The sequence below is a fragment of the Ramlibacter sp. genome, from assembly GCF_035627355.1.
Lineage (GTDB): Bacteria > Pseudomonadota > Gammaproteobacteria > Burkholderiales > Burkholderiaceae_C > Ramlibacter.
Window position 1 is genome coordinate 53,011 of record NZ_DASPLW010000044.1, and the last position, 15,167, is coordinate 68,177.

Annotated in this window: 16 protein-coding genes and 3 tRNA genes; 14 read left to right on the top strand and 5 right to left on the bottom strand. The window is 69.9% G+C overall.

The features are described from left to right. Window positions 1-109 precede the first annotated feature (109 nt). From VEC03_RS11695 to apaG, 3 genes are read right to left on the bottom strand one after another with little or no spacing between them, the layout of a single operon-like run. Window positions 110-1,288 carry a YbdK family carboxylate-amine ligase gene (locus VEC03_RS11695; protein ID WP_414708487.1) on the bottom strand — a complete coding sequence of 393 codons (1,179 nt, stop codon included), beginning with the start codon at window positions 1,286-1,288 and terminating at the stop codon, window positions 110-112. Then, the gene (locus VEC03_RS11700) at window positions 1,281-2,534 is read right to left on the bottom strand and encodes a cation:proton antiporter (protein WP_324915377.1); all 1,254 of its coding nucleotides are present in this window, start codon (window positions 2,532-2,534) and stop codon (window positions 1,281-1,283) included. The genes VEC03_RS11695 and VEC03_RS11700 overlap by 8 nt, the downstream gene beginning before the upstream one ends. Before the next feature lie 35 nt (window positions 2,535-2,569). After that, window positions 2,570-2,950: a Co2+/Mg2+ efflux protein ApaG gene (gene apaG / locus VEC03_RS11705; RefSeq protein WP_324915379.1), complete on the bottom strand. Its 381-nt coding sequence runs from the start codon at window positions 2,948-2,950 to the stop codon at window positions 2,570-2,572. A gap of 56 nt (window positions 2,951-3,006) precedes the next feature. Here apaG and rpe point away from each other — a divergent pair, with 56 nt between their 5' ends. After that, window positions 3,007-3,690 carry a ribulose-phosphate 3-epimerase gene (gene rpe, locus VEC03_RS11710; RefSeq protein WP_324915381.1) on the top strand — a complete coding sequence of 228 codons (684 nt, stop codon included), beginning with the start codon at window positions 3,007-3,009 and terminating at the stop codon, window positions 3,688-3,690. Window positions 3,691-3,696: 6 nt separating this feature from the next. On the opposite strand, the gene VEC03_RS11715 is transcribed toward rpe, so the two are convergent. Further along, entirely contained in the window at window positions 3,697-4,005 is a 309-nt protein-coding gene (locus VEC03_RS11715; RefSeq protein ID WP_324915383.1) for a hypothetical protein, read from the bottom strand. A gap of 408 nt (window positions 4,006-4,413) precedes the next feature. On the opposite strand from VEC03_RS11715, the gene VEC03_RS11720 reads away from it, so the two are divergent. Both VEC03_RS11720 and gph read left to right on the top strand, forming a co-directional pair. Beyond that, complete coding sequence (locus VEC03_RS11720) at window positions 4,414-6,567, top strand: catalase (RefSeq protein WP_324915384.1); 2,154 nt, start codon at window positions 4,414-4,416, stop codon at window positions 6,565-6,567. A 37-nt stretch (window positions 6,568-6,604) separates the two neighbouring features. Further along, entirely contained in the window at window positions 6,605-7,267 is a 663-nt protein-coding gene (gene gph / locus VEC03_RS11725) for a phosphoglycolate phosphatase (protein ID WP_324915385.1), read from the top strand. Here the strand turns inward: gph and VEC03_RS11730 are convergent. Then, window positions 7,264-7,851 (bottom strand): chalcone isomerase family protein, encoded by a 588-nt coding sequence (locus tag VEC03_RS11730; protein WP_324915387.1) that lies wholly within the window; start codon window positions 7,849-7,851, stop codon window positions 7,264-7,266. The two genes, gph and VEC03_RS11730, sit on opposite strands and share 4 nt — an antisense overlap. 298 nt (window positions 7,852-8,149) lie before the next feature. On the opposite strand from VEC03_RS11730, the gene trpE reads away from it, so the two are divergent. The 11 genes from trpE to VEC03_RS11785 form a co-directional block, all read left to right on the top strand. Further along, a complete protein-coding gene (gene trpE, locus VEC03_RS11735) occupies window positions 8,150-9,649 on the top strand; it encodes an anthranilate synthase component I (protein ID WP_324915389.1) in 1,500 nt (499 codons plus the stop codon). Further along, window positions 9,646-10,218 carry an aminodeoxychorismate/anthranilate synthase component II gene (locus tag VEC03_RS11740; RefSeq protein ID WP_324915390.1) on the top strand — a complete coding sequence of 191 codons (573 nt, stop codon included), beginning with the start codon at window positions 9,646-9,648 and terminating at the stop codon, window positions 10,216-10,218. Before trpE ends, VEC03_RS11740 begins: the two co-directional genes overlap by 4 nt. Next, complete coding sequence (gene ltaE, locus VEC03_RS11745) at window positions 10,215-11,255, top strand: low-specificity L-threonine aldolase (protein ID WP_324915392.1); 1,041 nt, start codon at window positions 10,215-10,217, stop codon at window positions 11,253-11,255. Before VEC03_RS11740 ends, ltaE begins: the two co-directional genes overlap by 4 nt. A gap of 9 nt (window positions 11,256-11,264) precedes the next feature. Beyond that, window positions 11,265-11,915, top strand: coding sequence for a LysE family translocator (locus VEC03_RS11750; protein WP_324915394.1), 651 nt, complete (start codon window positions 11,265-11,267; stop codon window positions 11,913-11,915). A 35-nt stretch (window positions 11,916-11,950) separates the two neighbouring features. Then, a complete protein-coding gene (gene trpD, locus VEC03_RS11755) occupies window positions 11,951-12,982 on the top strand; it encodes an anthranilate phosphoribosyltransferase (protein WP_324915396.1) in 1,032 nt (343 codons plus the stop codon). Window positions 12,983-12,985: 3 nt separating this feature from the next. Beyond that, entirely contained in the window at window positions 12,986-13,774 is a 789-nt protein-coding gene (trpC, locus tag VEC03_RS11760; RefSeq protein ID WP_324915398.1) for an indole-3-glycerol phosphate synthase TrpC, read from the top strand. Continuing rightward, a complete protein-coding gene (locus VEC03_RS11765; protein WP_324915400.1) occupies window positions 13,771-14,529 on the top strand; it encodes a uracil-DNA glycosylase in 759 nt (252 codons plus the stop codon). Before trpC ends, VEC03_RS11765 begins: the two co-directional genes overlap by 4 nt. 77 nt (window positions 14,530-14,606) lie before the next feature. Then, window positions 14,607-14,692 (top strand) — tRNA-Tyr (locus tag VEC03_RS11770). Between the two features lie 113 nt (window positions 14,693-14,805). Then, window positions 14,806-14,879 (top strand) — tRNA-Gly (locus VEC03_RS11775). 30 nt (window positions 14,880-14,909) lie between these two features. Next, window positions 14,910-14,984 (top strand) — tRNA-Thr (locus VEC03_RS11780). A gap of 44 nt (window positions 14,985-15,028) precedes the next feature. After that, window positions 15,029-15,167 (top strand): GTP-binding protein (locus tag VEC03_RS11785; protein WP_324914574.1); only part of this gene is annotated, 139 nt, incomplete at its 3' end.

A 15,167-nucleotide genomic window follows, 5' to 3' on the forward strand; every position in this document is an offset into this window, starting at 1 on the left:
CGTGAAGGCACCCGCGAGGCGGGGTGCTGCGGGCATTCTGGGCGGCGACCCGCCGCGCGGTTGTAGGACGGCGGCGGCAAAAGCCGGGCCGGCCGCACGGCCCGGATCCTTACGCGCCGCCCTTGAAGCGTTCCCCAGCCTGCCGCACCACCTCGGCCAGCAGGCGCTCGCGGGCCTGCCGCTGGCGCAGCCAGCGCGCGTCGTTGCCGCCGCGGGCGGCGTCCTGCACGATCTGCTCGACGGCCGGCCAGGCGCCCAGCCGCTGGGCGTGCGGCGCGATCTGCTGCAGGGTCAACTGGATGTGCTCGCGCAGCGGCATGTGGCGGCCGCTGACCGGGTCCACGTAGACCGCCTCCAGCCCGAAGCGGCAGGCCTGGAAGCGGTTGTACGTGTAGACCATGTAGTCGTCTTCGGCCGGCATGAAGGGCTGCTCGTGCAGGAACCAGGAGGCGAGCGACTGCACCAGGCCGGCCAGGGCGGCGGCGCGCTCGATGGTCAGCGGGGTGTCGAACACGCGGATCTCGATGGTCCCGTACTCGGGCTTGGGCCGGATGTCCCAGTAGAAGTCCTTCATGCTCTTGACCACGCCGGTGCGGGTGGTCTTGGTGAAGAACGCGTCGAAGCCCTCCCAGGACAGCGTGAACGGCGCCCGCCCCGACATCGGGAAGGCGAACACCGAGTTGAGGCGGGCCGAATCGAACTGCGTGTCCTGCCCCTGCACGTAGGGCGAGGAGGCCGACAGTGCGATGAAGTGCGGGATGTAGCGCGACATCCGGTGCAGCATCAGGAGGGCCTCATCCGCGCCGGGGCAGCCCACGTGCACGTGCTGGCCGAAGATGGTGAACTGCTTGGACAGGTAGCCGTACAGCTCGGACAGCTCGCGAAAGCGCGGCCGGTCGTAGATGCGCTGCTGGTGCCACTGCTGGAACGGGTGGGTGCCGCCGCCCACCACCGCGATGTTGAGCTTGTCGGCGCTGCGCACCAGGGCATCGCGCAGCTGGCCGAGCTCGCCCAGCACGTGCGCGGTCGAATCGCACACGCCGGTGGAGATCTCGATCATGCTGGAGGTCATCTCCGGCACCACCGAGCCGGGCAGCTCGAGCTTGCGCATCAGGCGCAGCATCTCGTCGGAATACGGCGCCAGGTCGTAGTCGTGGGTGTTGACCAGCTGCAATTCCAGCTCCACGCCCAGCGTCAGCGGCGCCGATTCGCGGAACGGCTCCAGCGTGGGCGCGTCCTGGTAGGACGGCTCGGAGGGTGCGCTGGCGTTCAGCACCGGATCAGGCACGCTGCACCCCGTTGGCCTGGATGCCGGCGCTCGGCTCCGGTCGCGAGCCTTCGCCGGCCCGCTGGATCACGAAGGTCGCCAGGATGGCGCCCAGCACCTCCACCAGCAGGATCGCCGGCAGCGCGATGCTGGCGATGCGGGGCCCCAACGAGGGGGATGCGGACGTGAACTCGGCCACCAGCAGCAGGGCCAGCGAGGACATGGGCGACATCGCGGCGCCGGTCATCAGCGCCTGCTTCCAGCTGGTGCCGCTGCCCGGGTTGGCGAGCAGCAGGCCGAACACCTTGGCCAGGCCGCGTGCCGCCACCAGCGCCAGCACCAGCCCGGCGACCGCCGGGTTCCAGTCGGCCTGCGCGGCGACGACGGACACCAGCACGAAGCTGAGCATGACCAGCAGCGACGCGGCGGTGCCGAGCTGCCGCGGCCAGGCCCAGGGCCGCGGGTTGAGCTGCTTGAGCAGCAGCCCGGCCAGCAGCGCGGCCAGCGGCGCCGAGCCGCCGAAGTGCGAGGCCAGCGCGGTGCCGGCGGCGATGGCGGTCAGCAGCAGGATGGAGGTGTTCTCGCTGGTGGGGCTCATGAAACGCAGTGCGGTGCGCAGCACCAGCGCCAGGCCGGCGCCGACGACGACCGAGATGCCGAGCACCACGGCGACCGGGAACAGCAGTGCGAGCATCCGCGTTTCCTCGCTGTGCATCAGGCTGGCCCGGCCGGCCACCAGCATCAGCGCGTACAGGGCGCCGAGCGTGGCCAGCACGATCACGCGTTCGGTCACCGGCCCGGCCGCGCGCATGTCGCCGAACACGCGGCTGAGCACCGCCGGCGACGAGGCGATCGCGACCAGCGCCAGCGCGTCGGCCACCGAGGGCCGCACGTCGAACCAGCGCAGCGTGAAATAGACCGCCGCGTAGGTCAGTGCCGCCTCCAGCAGGCTTTGCAGCAGCACCATGGGGTTGTGCCGGAACCAGCGCAGCGCGATGCGCCCGGCGGTCTCGAACAGCACCACCGACACGCCCAGTTCGAGCAGGAACAGGCCTATGCCCTCCAGCGGCCAGGCGGCGCCCGGGAAGCCCGCGAGGCCGGCGATCGCGCCGATGGCGGAATAGCCGACGACCTTGGGCATGGCCAGGTGCCGCTGCACCAGGTGCCCGGCCGCCGCGGCCAGGGCCAGCAGCAGCGACCACTGCACGGTCGGCAATCCGGCCGAGGGCCGCAGCCATTCGCCCCAGAAGGCGGTGATCTCGTTCATTCGTCTCCTGACAAGAAAGAAAGGGCGAAGCCGGCTCAGTGCAGCACGCGCTGGCCGCCGTCATCCAGCAGGAAGGGGGCTATGGGCGCATCGAATCGCTCGCCGTCCTCCGCGACGCAGAAGTAGCTGCCCTGCATGGTGCCGGTGGGCGTGCGCAGCCGGCAGCCGCTGGTGTACTGGAACGACTGGCCGGGCTGCAGCAGGGGCTGGTGCCCGACCACGCCCAGGCCCTTGACTTCCTGCACCTGGCCGGCGGCGTCCGTGATGATCCAGTGGCGGGCGACGAGCTGCGCCGCCACCTCACCGGAATTGGTGATCGTGATCGTGTAGGAGAAGCTGAACACGCCCTGCTCCGGAGCCGATTGGCCGGGCAGGTACTCGGGTTGCACCTCCACCTTGAACTCGTACCTCGCCATCGGCCCGATGGTACCCGGCAGGGCCGGCCGGGAGAGCGTTTGAGAGAATCACGCCCATGAGCACCACCCATCGCATCGCCCCGTCCATCCTCTCGGCGGACTTCGCCCGCCTCGGCGAGGAAGTGCGCACGGTCGTCGCCGCCGGCGCCGACTGGATCCACTTCGACGTGATGGACAACCACTACGTGCCCAACCTCACCTTCGGCCCCATGGTGTGCGCCGCGCTCAAGCCGCACGCGCGCCGCGCCGACGGCACCCCGGTCCCGGTCGACGTGCACCTGATGGTGCAACCCGTCGATGCGCTGGCCCAGGCCTTTGCCGACGCGGGGGCCGACTACATCAGCTTCCACCCCGACGCGACGCCGCATGCGCACCGCAGCGTGCAGGCCATCAAGGCGCGCGGCTGCAAGGCCGGGCTGGTGTTCAACCCGGCCGCGCCGCTGGACGTGCTGGACTGGTTGATCGAGGACATCGACCTCATCCTCATCATGAGCGTCAACCCCGGCTTCGGCGGCCAGGGCTTCATCGACTCGGCGCTGCGCAAGGTCGAGCAGGCGCGCCGCCGCATCGAGGCGTGCGGCAAGGACATCCGGCTGGAGGTGGATGGCGGCATCAAGGCCGACAACATCGCGCGCGTGGCGGCCGCCGGTGCAGACACCTTCGTGGCCGGCAGCGCGATCTTCGGCCAGCCCGACTACGGTGCCGTCATCCAGGCCATGCGCGCCGCCTTGCGCGGCTGATTCCGCTCAGGGGCGGGGCTTGCCGCCGCTGGCCGGCCGCTCCTTGCGCAGCTTCTCGTAGGTGGCGTCGGCCTCGGCGCCGCGGGTGGTGTCGGCCACGCCCCGCCGCGCATCGGCATGGGCCTGCTCGCCGACCCGGCGGTTGGACGGTTCCGTGCTGGCCTGCTGGTCGGCCGATTCGTCGCGTTCGTGCGGCATGCGCGGCACCCGCTCCTGCGTTTCGCCCTGCACCATGGTCGTGTTGCCGCTCTTCGGGTGCGGGTCCGGGTGGTCGCCGCCGGGGGTGGTCGGCGGTTCGGTCATCCGTCGGGTCATCGCGCAACTCCTTGGTTCCTGGATGCCCCATGCTCGCAGGCCGGCGAACGGGCCGCAGTAGGACCGCATCGCGGGCAGGCCACCCGGCCCGGATGGGTTGTCGGCACCCTCCTACGCCAGCGAGCACCCGTGTCGGACAGATGGGCCCGCTGCCGGGCTACGGGGTCCTCCCCATGAGCTTGGCACAGTGGGGAAGTCGATAGCGGGCGAGTGCCGAAGGAGAGAGCCATGGACGTGATCGCCACGGTGCCGGACTGGCTGGTGTGGTGCGCTGCCGCGGCGGCGGCAGCGGTGGGACTTGCCGCGGTGGTCAGCACCATCGAAGCGGCGCTCGACCTCGACACCTGAGCCGTTCAGAACCGTCACGCACCTGCGCCTTGCGTGGGGATGCCGCACCCAGGAGCTTCCATGGCCCAGTCCAAGGCGGACGCGCAGCGCAGATCCCGCAACGGCGATGGCGCCGGCAGCAAGCACCGGCAGCTGGAAGCCTTCGGCGAGCCGGCCGAGGGCGTGCTCACCACCAGCCAGGGCGTGGTGATCCCCGACAACCACAACTCCCTGCGGGCGGGCCTGCGCGGGCCGACGCTGCTCGAGGACTTCCAGCTGCGCGAGAAGCTCACGCACTTCGACCACGAGCGCAGCCGCGAGCGGGTGGTGGGTGCGCGCGGCGCCGGCGCGCACGGCTACTTCGAGCTGTACAAGTCGCTGCGGCCCTTCACGCGAGCCGACTTCCTGCAGGAGGCAGGCTCGCGCACGCCGGTGTTCGTGCGCTTCTGCGGCATGACCGGCGAGCGCGGCTCGCCCGATACGGTGCGCGACCTGCGCGGCTTCGCGGTCAAGTTCTACACCCGCGAAGGCAACTACGACCTGGTGGGCGCCAGCGTCCCGGTGTTCTTCGTGCAGGACGCCATGAAGTTCCCCGACTTCGTGCATGCGCTGCGGCCCGAACCGCACCATGGCATGCCGCAGGCCTCGAGTGCGCACGACACCTTCTGGGATTTCGTGTCGCTGGCGCCGGAGACCACGCACGCCCTGATGTGGCTGATGTCCGACCGGGCGCTGCCGCGCAGCTGGCGGATGATGGAAGGCTTCGGGGTGCACAGCTTCCGCCTGGTCAACGCGCAGGGCGCCTCGCACTTCGTCAAGTTCCATTGGCGCCCGCGGCTGGGCTGCCATGCGCTGGCCTGGGACGAAGCGCGCCGGCTGGCCGGCGAGGACCCGGACTTCCATCGTCGCGATTTGTGGGAGTCGATCGCGCGCGGCGCCTTCCCCGAATGGGAGCTCGGCCTGCAGATGGTGGAGGATGGCAAGGCCGATGCGCTGGGCATCGACCTGCTGGACTGCACCAAGCTGGTCCCGCAGGAACTGGCGCCGGTGCAGTGGGTGGGCAAGCTGGTTCTCAACCGCAACCCCGAGAACTTCTTCGCCGAGACCGAGCAGGTGGCCTTCAATCCGGCGCACCTGGTGCCCGGCATCGATTTCAGCAACGACCCGCTGCTGCAGGGCCGCCTGTTCGCCTACCTGGACAGCCAGGTCGGCCGGCTGGGCGGCCCCAACTTCCACGAGCTGCCGATCAACCGCAGCGTGTGCCCCTTCCACACCTTCCAGCGCGATGGCCAGCACCGCACCGGCATCGCGCGCGGCCCGGTAGCGTACGAACCCAACTCGCTGGCGAGCGGCGCCGAGTTCCGGGTCGACGGCGGGCAGCAGGGTTTCCAGAGCCACCCGGAGGCGATCGACTCGCCCAAGCTGCGGCGGCGCAGCCCTGGCTTCGAAGACCATTTCAGCCAGGCGACGCTGTTCTGGAACAGCCAGGGCGCGGCGGAGAAGGAGCACATCGTCAGCGCCTTCCTGTACGAGCTGTCGCGGGTCGAGACGGTGGCCATCCGGCAGCGGGTGGTGGACAACCTCGCGCACGTGGATGCGCGGCTGGCGCGCAAGGTGGCGGAGCCGCTGGGCCTGGTGCCGGACGCGAAGGCGGCCGCCGGCCGCGCCGGCTTTCGCGAGCCCCGCGGGCGCCCGCCAGTGGAGGCCTCGCCCTCGCTCGGCATGGAGGCGGCCGAGAACAACCCGGTCGCCACGCGCCGGGTCGCCGTGCTGGTCGCACCCGGGGTGGAGATCGGGGCGCTCAAGATCATCCAGCAGGCACTGGCCGACCAGCAGGTGGTGGTGAAGGTCGTGGCCGCCCACCTGGGCGTGGTGTCCACTTCCTCCGGCCAGCAACTGGCGGTGGACCAGTGCCTGGCCACCACGTCCTCGCTCGCCTTCGATGCCGTGCTGGTCCCGGGCGGCGCGGCGCACGCGCAGGCGCTGGCGCAGGACGGGCGTGCCGTGCGCTTCGTGCTGGAGGCCTTCCGGCACTGCAAGCCGATCTGCGTGATCGGCGAAGCCGTGGACCTGCTGCGGCCGGCCGGGCTGGACGCCGGCTCGCCCTCGGCCGACGGCGTCCTGATCAACCGGGGCGAACCCGCGGGCCGGGTGGCGCTGGCGCAGGCCTTCATCGCTGCCATCGCACGCCACCGGCACTGGGGCCGTGCGGGGCTGGACGCCGTGCCGGCCTGAACGCGGGCCGGGTGCCGCCATGCGGCACACTTGCGGCATGCCCCGTTTCACCGGACTGCAGGCCGCCATCGTCGACCTGGACGGCACCCTGGTCGACACGCTGGGGGACTTCGTCGTCGCCCTGAATGCCGCCTTGGGCGAACTGGCCCTGCCGCCACTCCCGGCCGCCGTCGTCGAGCGGCTGGTCGGCAAGGGTTCCGAATACCTGGTGCGCTCGGCCCTGCGCGAGGCCGGCGGCGCCGACTCGCTCTACGAAGCGGCGTGGGACGCGTACCAACGCCACTACGGCGCAGTCAACGGCCGGCACGCGGCGGTCTACCCGGGCGCGCAGCAGGGCCTGCAGGTGCTGCGCGAGGCCGGCCTGCGTCTGGCCTGCGTGACCAACAAGCCGACCGGCTTCGCCCGGGACCTGCTGCAGCAGAAGGGGCTGCTGGCGTACTTCGGCCACGTGTTCGGCGGCGATGCGTTCGAGCGCAAGAAGCCGGATCCGCTGCCGCTGCTGGAGGCCTGCCGCGCGCTCGGCTCGGCGCCGGCGCGCACGCTGGTGATCGGCGATTCGGCCAACGATGCGGCGGCCGCCCGCGCGGCCGGCAGCCCCGTGCTGCTGGTTGGCTATGGCTACAACCATGGCCAGCCGGTCCGTGCCGTCGATGCCGACGGCTTCCTGGATTCGATGGCCGCGGTCGCCGGCTGGCTCTAGCCGGCCTTGCCCAGCAGCGCTTCCTTGAGCTTCCAGTCGGCCGGGTTGGGCCCCAGCCAGATGCGCAGCAGGGCGTTGAAGAAGGCCTGCTCCTTGAACGGCTCACCCTGCGGCACGCCCTTGACCGTGACGATGGCGCCGGTGCCGGGGATCCAGTCGATCATGAAGCTGTCGCCGGGATTGAGCTTCTTGTGCTCGCTGAAGATCTGGCTCATGCGCAGCACGCCGGGGATCAGCTTGGAGAACGCGGTCTTGTCCATGTTGTCCTCCATGCCGCGCGAGAACAGCTTGCCGAGTTCGGCCGAGTCGATCTCCCGCAGCATGGTGATGCTCATGCGCTTGGCGCCCGGCATGGCCAGCACTTCATCGGTCGTGGACGCCTTCGCGGGCAGGTACAGCCCGGCGGTGTAGACCTTGAAGACGGCCTTGTAGCGCACGCCGGCGCCATTGAGCTGCAGGCGGGCGCCGCGCAACTCGGTGCTGTCCTCGTACTTGACGCCCGCCACCGTGACGGGTTCGGCCTGGGCGGCCACGACGACGAGCGCCGCCAGTGTTGCAGCGGCGAGCGATCGGAATGCCTTCATTGCCAACTCCTGAAAAAAAGAACGACCGTTCGTTTTGGTTACGGATTGTTGCAGCGCGCCCGGCGCGAGCCATCAGGGTTTGTGCCCGGAGCGCGTTTGCTACACTGCCGTCGCAATGTCCATCCACCGCACCATCCTGACAGGTTGCTTCGGCCGGGGAGCCTGGCCCTGGCGCAAGCCTGTCGACGTGCGTTCCTGACCTGCACGGGGCACTCCCCGTGCCCCCGCCGTCCCACCCGCTGGGACCCCCGAATGGAAAAGTGGCCCTGCGCCACGCGAGCTTGTGGAGGCTCATCCCGTGATCACCGAACTCGAGTTCAAGAGCCTTGCATTGCAAGGCTTCAACCGCATCCCCCTCATTGCGGAAGCGTTCGCCGACCTCGAAACACCGCTGTCGCTGTACCTGAAGCTGGCCCATGGGCGCGGCCAGGGCCGCCATAGCTTCCTGCTGGAGTCCGTCGTCGGCGGCGAGCGCTTCGGCCGCTACAGCTTCATCGGCCTGCCCGCCCGCACGCTGCTGCGCGCCAGCGGCTTCGGCGCCGACGCCATCACCGAAGTGGTCACCGATGGCGAGGTGACCGAGCGGGCGCGCGGCAACCCGCTGGACTTTGTCGCCGCCTACCAACAGCGCTTCAAGGTGGCGCTGCGTCCCGGGCTGCCGCGCTTCTGCGGCGGGCTGGCCGGCTACTTCGGCTACGACGTGGTGCGCCACATCGAGAAGAAGCTGGAAAAGACCTGTCCGCCCGACACGCTGGGCTGCCCCGACATCCTGCTGCTGCAGTGCGAGGAACTGGCGGTCATCGACAACCTGTCGGGCAAGCTGTACCTGATCGTGTATGCCGACCCGGCCCGCCCGGAGGCCTTCAGCAACGGCAAGAAGCGGCTGCGCGAACTCAAGGAGCAGCTCAAGTACTCGGTCAGCGCACCGCAAGTGCGCCCCTCGGCCGGCTTCCCGGCCGAGCGCGAGTTCGCCAAGGCCGACTACCTGAAGGCGGTGGAGCGCGCCAAGGAGCTGATCGCCGCCGGCGACTTCATGCAGGTGCAGGTCGGCCAGCGGATCAAGAAGCGCTACACCGAATCGCCGCTGTCGCTGTACCGGGCGCTGCGCTCGCTCAACCCCAGCCCCTACATGTACTACTACGACTTCGGCGACTTCCAGGTGGTGGGCGCCTCGCCGGAGATCCTGGTGCGCCAGGAGCAGGTCGAGCAGGGCCGCAAGGTCACGATCCGCCCGCTGGCCGGCACCCGACCGCGCGGCGCCACGCCGGAGCAGGACAAGGCGATCGAGCAGGAGCTGGTCAACGACCCCAAGGAGCGCGCCGAGCACGTGATGCTGATCGACCTGGCGCGCAACGACATCGGCCGCATCGCGCAGGTCGGCAGCGTCAAGGTGACCGAGGCCTTCGCCATCGAGCGCTACAGCCACGTGATGCACATCGTCAGCAACGTCGAGGGCCTTCTGAAGGACGGCATGACCAGCATCGACGTGCTCAAGGCCACTTTCCCTGCCGGCACCCTGACCGGCGCACCCAAGGTGCACGCGATGGAACTGATCGACCAGTTGGAGCCGAGCAAGCGTGGCCTGTACGGGGGCGCCTGCGGCTACCTGAGCTACGCCGGCGACATGGACGTGGCCATCGCCATCCGCACCGGCATCGTCAAGGACCAGACGCTTTACGTGCAGGCGGCGGCCGGTGTGGTCGCCGATTCGGTGCCCGAGCTGGAATGGAAGGAAACCGAGGCCAAGGCGCGGGCCCTGCTGCGCGCCAGCGAGCTGGTCGAGGAGGGCCTGGAATGAAAGTCCTCGTGATCGACAACTACGACAGCTTCACCTACAACCTGGTGCAGTACTTCGGCGAACTCGGGGCGCAGGTGGAGGTGTTCCGCAACGACGAGATCACGGTGGAGGGCGTGGCCGCTCGCACGCCCGACCGGCTGCTCATCTCGCCCGGGCCGTGCTCGCCCGCGCAAGCGGGCATCTCGGTCGACGCCATCCGGCACTTCGCCGGCAAGCTCCCGATCCTGGGCGTGTGCCTCGGTCACCAGGGCGTCGGGGCCGCGTTCGGCGGCCGCATCGTACGGGCCCGGGAACTGATGCACGGCAAGACCAGCGAGATCACCACGACACGCGAAGGCGTGTTCGCCGGCCTGCCCGAGCGCTTCACGGTCAACCGCTACCACTCGCTGGCGATCGCCAAGGACGGCTGCCCCGAGTCGCTGCAGGTCACCGCCTGGACGGACGATGGCGAGATCATGGGCGTGCGGCACCGCGAGCTGCCGATCCAGGGCGTGCAGTTCCACCCCGAGTCCATCCTGACCGAGCACGGCCACGCCATGCTGAAGAACTTCCTGGAGCAAAGGGCATGAACCTCGTCGACCTGCGCAGCGATACCGTCACGCGGCCAACGGCCGCCATGCGAGAAGCGATGCTCGCGGCGCCGCTCGGCGACGACGTGTTCGGCGACGACCCCACGGTCAACGCGCTGCAGGAGCAGATCGCCGCGCTGCTGGGCTTCGAGGCGGCGCTGTTCCTGCCGACGGGAACCCAGTCCAATCTCTGTGCCGTGCTGGCGCACTGCCAGCGCGGCGACGAATACATCGTCGGCCAGCAGCAGCACTGCTACCGCTGGGAGGGCGGCGGTGCCGCCGTGTTCGGCAGCGTGCAGCCGCAGCCGCTGGAGCACCAGCCGGACGGCACGCTGGCGCTGGCGGCCATCGAGGCGGCGATCAAGCCCGACGACCCGCACTTCGCCCGCACCCGCCTGCTGGCCCTGGAGAACACGCTGGGCGGCAAGGTGATCCCGATGGATTACCTGCGGCAGGCGACCACGCTGGCGCGCGGCCACGGCCTGGCCACCCACCTCGATGGGGCGCGCCTGTTCAATGCGGCCGTCGCGGTGGCCGGCGAGGGCGGCGATGCCCGTGCGGCGGCGCGGCGCATCGCCGGGCACTTCGACACGGTCTCGATCTGCTTCAGCAAGGGCCTGGGCGCCCCGGCCGGTTCGGCCCTGTGCGGATCCCGGGAGCTGATCGCCCGCGCACGGCGCGTGCGCAAGATGGCCGGCGGTGCCCTGCGGCAGGCCGGGCTGCTGGCCGCGGCCGCCTCGCATGCGCTGGACCACCATGTGGACCGGCTAACCCAGGACCATGTGCTGGCGCGCCGGCTGGCCGAGCGCCTGGCCGGCATTGACGGCCTGCAGGTCGAACCGCCGCAGACCAACATCGTGTTCGTCGACCTGGTGGGGCCGGCGCGTGATCGCTCGGCGGACCTGCTGGCGGCGCTCAAGTCCGAGGGCATCCTCGCTACCGGCCTGTACCGCCTGCGCTTCGTCACCCACCTCGACGTCGATGCAGCCGGCGTGGACCGTGCGGCCGACGCGATCCGCCGCTTCCTGGCGAACTGAGGTCGATCCATGCCCGACCTGCACCATCTTCTGCTGTTCATTGCCGCCGGCTGGTTGCTGAACCTGACGCCGGGTCCGGACGTGCTCTACATCGTCAGCAATGCGCTGCGATCCGGTGCGCGCGCCGGCATCGTGGCCGGGCTGGGCATCACCACCGGCTGCTTCGTGCACGTGTTCGCCGCCGCGGTCGGCGTGGGCGCGCTGCTCGCGGCATCGGCCATCGCCTTCACGGTGCTGAAGTGGGTGGGTGCGGCCTACCTCGTGTGGATCGGCGTGAAGCTGCTGCTGGCGCGGGCCCCGCAAGCCACGGCCGACCTGGCAGCGCTGGCCCGCGCGCAACCGGCCAGCCTGCGCGCGGTCTTCCTCGGCGGCTTCTGGACCAACGTGCTCAATCCCAAGGTCGCGATCTTCTTCCTGGCCTTCGTGCCGCAGTTCATCGCGCCCGAGGCGCCGAACAAGGCCCTGGCTTTCGTGCTGCTGGGCGCGCTGTTCAACTTCAACAGCATTCCCGTCAACAGCGGCTGGGCGCTGGCCGCCGCCTGGATGGCGCGGCGCCAGTCGGTCCAGCGCGGGCTGCACTGGCTGGACCGCGCGGCCGGCCTGATGTTCGTCGGCTTCGGCGTGCGCCTGGCCCTCACCGACGCGCCCCGCGGCGCATGACACCCCAACCGATTTCCACCGACACGGAGCTCCCCATGTCCATCACACCCCAGGAAGCGCTGCAGCGCACCATCGAGCACCGCGAGATCTTCCACGACGAGATGCTCAAGGTCGTGCGGCTGATCATGAGCGGCGAGTTGTCGCCGGTCATGACGGCCGCGCTGATCACCGGCCTGCGCGTGAAGAAGGAAACCATCGGCGAGATCACCGCCGCGGCCGAGGTGATGCGCGAGTTCTCGACCAAGGTCCACATCGCCGACCGCAGCCACCTGGTCGACATCGTCGGCACGGGCGGCGACGGCTCGCACACCTTCAACATCTCGACCTGCTCGATGTTCGTCGCCGCCGCCGCCGGCGCTAAGGTCAGCAAGCACGGCGGGCGCAGCGTCAGCAGCAAGTCGGGCAGCGCCGACGTGCTGGAGAGCCTGGGCGTGCACATCAACCTGCCGCCGGACGCGATCGCCCGCTGCGTGCAGGAAGTCGGCATCGGCTTCATGTTCGCGCCCAACCACCACCCGGCCATGAAGAACGTGGCGCCGGTGCGCAAGGAACTGGGCGTGCGCACCATCTTCAACATCCTGGGTCCGCTGACCAACCCGGCTGGCGCGCCCAACATCCTGATGGGCGTGTTCCACCCGGACCTGGTCGGCATCCAGGTGCGCGCGCTGCAGCGGCTGGGCACCGAGCACGCGCTGGTCGTCTACGGCCGCGACGGCATGGACGAAGTGAGCCTGGGCGCGGCCACCATGGTCGGCGAGCTCAAGGACGGCCAGGTTTCGGAGTACGAGATCCACCCCGAGGACTTCGGGCTGGCGATGGCGAGCAACCGGGCGCTGAAGGTGGAAACGCCCGAGCAGTCGCGCGCCATGCTGCTGGGCGTGCTGGACGACCAGCCGGGCCCCGCGCGCGACATCGTGGCCTTCAACGCCGGCGTGGCGCTGTATGCGGCCAACGTGGTCAGCGGCATTGCCGACGGCATCGCCCGTGCGCGCGAGGCGATCGCGTCCGGCGCGGCCAAGGCCAAGCTGGAGAGCCTGGTGGCGCTGTCGCGCCAGCTCGGCGGCTGACGCATGGACATCCTCCAGAAGATCGTCGCCGTCAAGCGCGAGGAGATCGCGGCGGCGAAGAAGAAGCTGACGTTCGAGGCCATGCGCGCCGATGCGGAAAGCCGCGTGCTGACGCGCGACTTCGAGGGCGCGCTGCGCCGCAAGATCGAGACCGGTGCCAGCGCAGTGATCGCCGAGGTGAAAAAGGCCAGCCCGAGCAAGGGCGTGCTGCGGCCCGACTTCGTGCCGGCCGACATCGCGCAGAGCTACGCGGAACATGGCGCAGCCTGCCTGTCGGTGCTGACCGATCGGCAGTTCTTCCAGGGCCAGCCCGATTACCTGAAGCAGGCGCGCGCCTCCTGCGACCTGCCGGTCCTGCGCAAGGACTTCGTGGTCGACCCTTACCAGGTCTACGAATCGCGCGCCATGGGCGCCGACTGCATCCTGCTGATCGCGGCCTGCCTGGACGACGGCCTGATGGCCGAGCTGGAGGCAATCGCCCGCAGCCTGGACATGGCGGTGCTGGTCGAGGTGCACGACGGGGCCGAGCTGGAGCGGGCGTTGAAGCTGAAGACCCCGCTGGTGGGCATCAACAACCGCAACCTGCGCAGCTTCGAGGTATCGCTGGACACCACGTTGGGGCTGCTGCCGCAGGTGCCGGCCGACCGGCTGCTGGTCACCGAGTCGGGCATCTTGGCGCCCGCGGACGTGCAGCGCATGCGCGCGGCCGGCGTGCACGCCTTCCTGGTCGGCGAGGCCTTCATGCGCGCGCCGGACCCGGGCGCCGCGCTGGCGGCCCTGTTCAGGCCATGAGCGCCCGCGAAGCGCAGGCGCTGTCGCTGCCCCTGCAAGAGCCCAGCCGCCTGCTCGACTGGGACCCGGCGACGCTGCGGCTGGCGGCGGGCTGGCAGCCGGTGGTGGACCGTTTTTTCGCCGGCGAGCCCGGCCGGCGGCTCTCGGCCTTCCTGCGCGAGCGACTGGCCGACGGCGCGGTGATCTACCCGCCGCGGCCCTTGCGCGCGATCGAAACGACGCCGCTGGACCGCGTGCACGCCGTGATACTGGGGCAGGATCCCTACCATGGTCCCGGCCAAGCCGAGGGGCTGGCCTTCTCGGTGCCGGCCGGGGTGAAGATCCCGCCCTCGCTGCGCAACATCTTCAAGGAGCTGGGCTGTGGCCGCGAACGGCCGCAGCCGGCCAGCGGGTCGCTCGTGCATTGGGCCGAGCACGGGGTGCTGATGCTCAACGCCGCCCTGACGGTCGAGGACGGCCGTCCCGGCAGCCATGCCCGCAAGGGCTGGGAGGCGCTGACGGATGAGCTGATCCGGACGGTTGCGGCGGCGGCGAGCCCCTGCGCCTACCTCCTGTGGGGCGCGCACGCCCAGGCCAAGGCCGGGCTGATCGCCCGCACGGCCCAGGACCATGGGCGAGAGGCGCTGCTGCTGCAGGCCAACCATCCCTCGCCCCTGTCGGCGGCCCGCCCGCCGGTGCCCTTCCTCGGCTGTGGCCACTTCGCCGAGGCGCGAGAATGGCTGGCGGCGCGCGGGCATCCGGGCTTCTTCGGCTGATCGGCGGCTGCGCGACGCGGATGCAACATCCAAGCGGGGCTGCAGCAGCCCAAACATGGTATATTCCGCGGTTCGCCGGAGGGGTGCCCGAGTGGCTAAAGGGGGCAGACTGTAAATCTGTTGGCTTACGCCTACGTTGGTTCGAATCCAACCTCCTCCACCAGGCTTCGATGAGAAGCCCGGCGAATGTGCAAGCGAAGAGAAGTGGCAGCGAAGAAGGAGCGCCAGCCGGCCCGGCCGGTGGCACCGCCAGGGGCCTTGAACCCAAGCCCGACTGCGGGAGTAGTTCAATGGCAGAACCTTAGCCTTCCAAGCTAATGACGCGGGTTCGATTCCCGTCTCCCGCTCCACCGATCGGCTTGCCAGGCGAGAAGAATTTCGCCCTTGTGGCTCAGTGGTAGAGCACTCCCTTGGTAAGGGAGAGGTCGCGGGTCCGATTCCCGCCAAGGGCACCAGTTGAAGCGAGTGATCGTCAGTTCTTTTTTCGGAAGGCGAAAAAATGGCAAAAGGTAAATTCGAGCGCACCAAGCCGCACGTGAACGTGGGCACGATCGGCCACGTGGACCACGGCAAGACCACGCTGACGGCGGCGATCACGACGATCCTGTCGACCAAGTTCGGCGGTGAAGCCAAGGCCT

Excerpts from the sequence above, each read along its gene's own strand:
- VEC03_RS11765 (WP_324915400.1), top strand. The coding sequence starts at position 13,771 with ATGAGCGCCCGCGAAGCGCAGGCGCTGTCGCTGCCCCTGCAAGAGCCC.
- VEC03_RS11715 (WP_324915383.1), bottom strand. The coding sequence starts at position 4,005 with ATGACCCGACGGATGACCGAACCGCCGACCACCCCCGGCGGCGACCAC.
- VEC03_RS11730 (WP_324915387.1), bottom strand. The coding sequence starts at position 7,851 with ATGAAGGCATTCCGATCGCTCGCCGCTGCAACACTGGCGGCGCTCGTC.
- VEC03_RS11750 (WP_324915394.1), top strand. The coding sequence starts at position 11,265 with ATGCCCGACCTGCACCATCTTCTGCTGTTCATTGCCGCCGGCTGGTTG.
- VEC03_RS11720 (WP_324915384.1), top strand. The coding sequence starts at position 4,414 with ATGGCCCAGTCCAAGGCGGACGCGCAGCGCAGATCCCGCAACGGCGAT.
- trpD (WP_324915396.1), top strand. The coding sequence starts at position 11,951 with ATGTCCATCACACCCCAGGAAGCGCTGCAGCGCACCATCGAGCACCGC.
- VEC03_RS11740 (WP_324915390.1), top strand. The coding sequence starts at position 9,646 with ATGAAAGTCCTCGTGATCGACAACTACGACAGCTTCACCTACAACCTG.
- apaG (WP_324915379.1), bottom strand. The coding sequence starts at position 2,950 with ATGGCGAGGTACGAGTTCAAGGTGGAGGTGCAACCCGAGTACCTGCCC.
- ltaE (WP_324915392.1), top strand. The coding sequence starts at position 10,215 with ATGAACCTCGTCGACCTGCGCAGCGATACCGTCACGCGGCCAACGGCC.
- trpC (WP_324915398.1), top strand. The coding sequence starts at position 12,986 with ATGGACATCCTCCAGAAGATCGTCGCCGTCAAGCGCGAGGAGATCGCG.
- VEC03_RS11700 (WP_324915377.1), bottom strand. The coding sequence starts at position 2,534 with ATGAACGAGATCACCGCCTTCTGGGGCGAATGGCTGCGGCCCTCGGCC.
- rpe (WP_324915381.1), top strand. The coding sequence starts at position 3,007 with ATGAGCACCACCCATCGCATCGCCCCGTCCATCCTCTCGGCGGACTTC.
- gph (WP_324915385.1), top strand. The coding sequence starts at position 6,605 with ATGCCCCGTTTCACCGGACTGCAGGCCGCCATCGTCGACCTGGACGGC.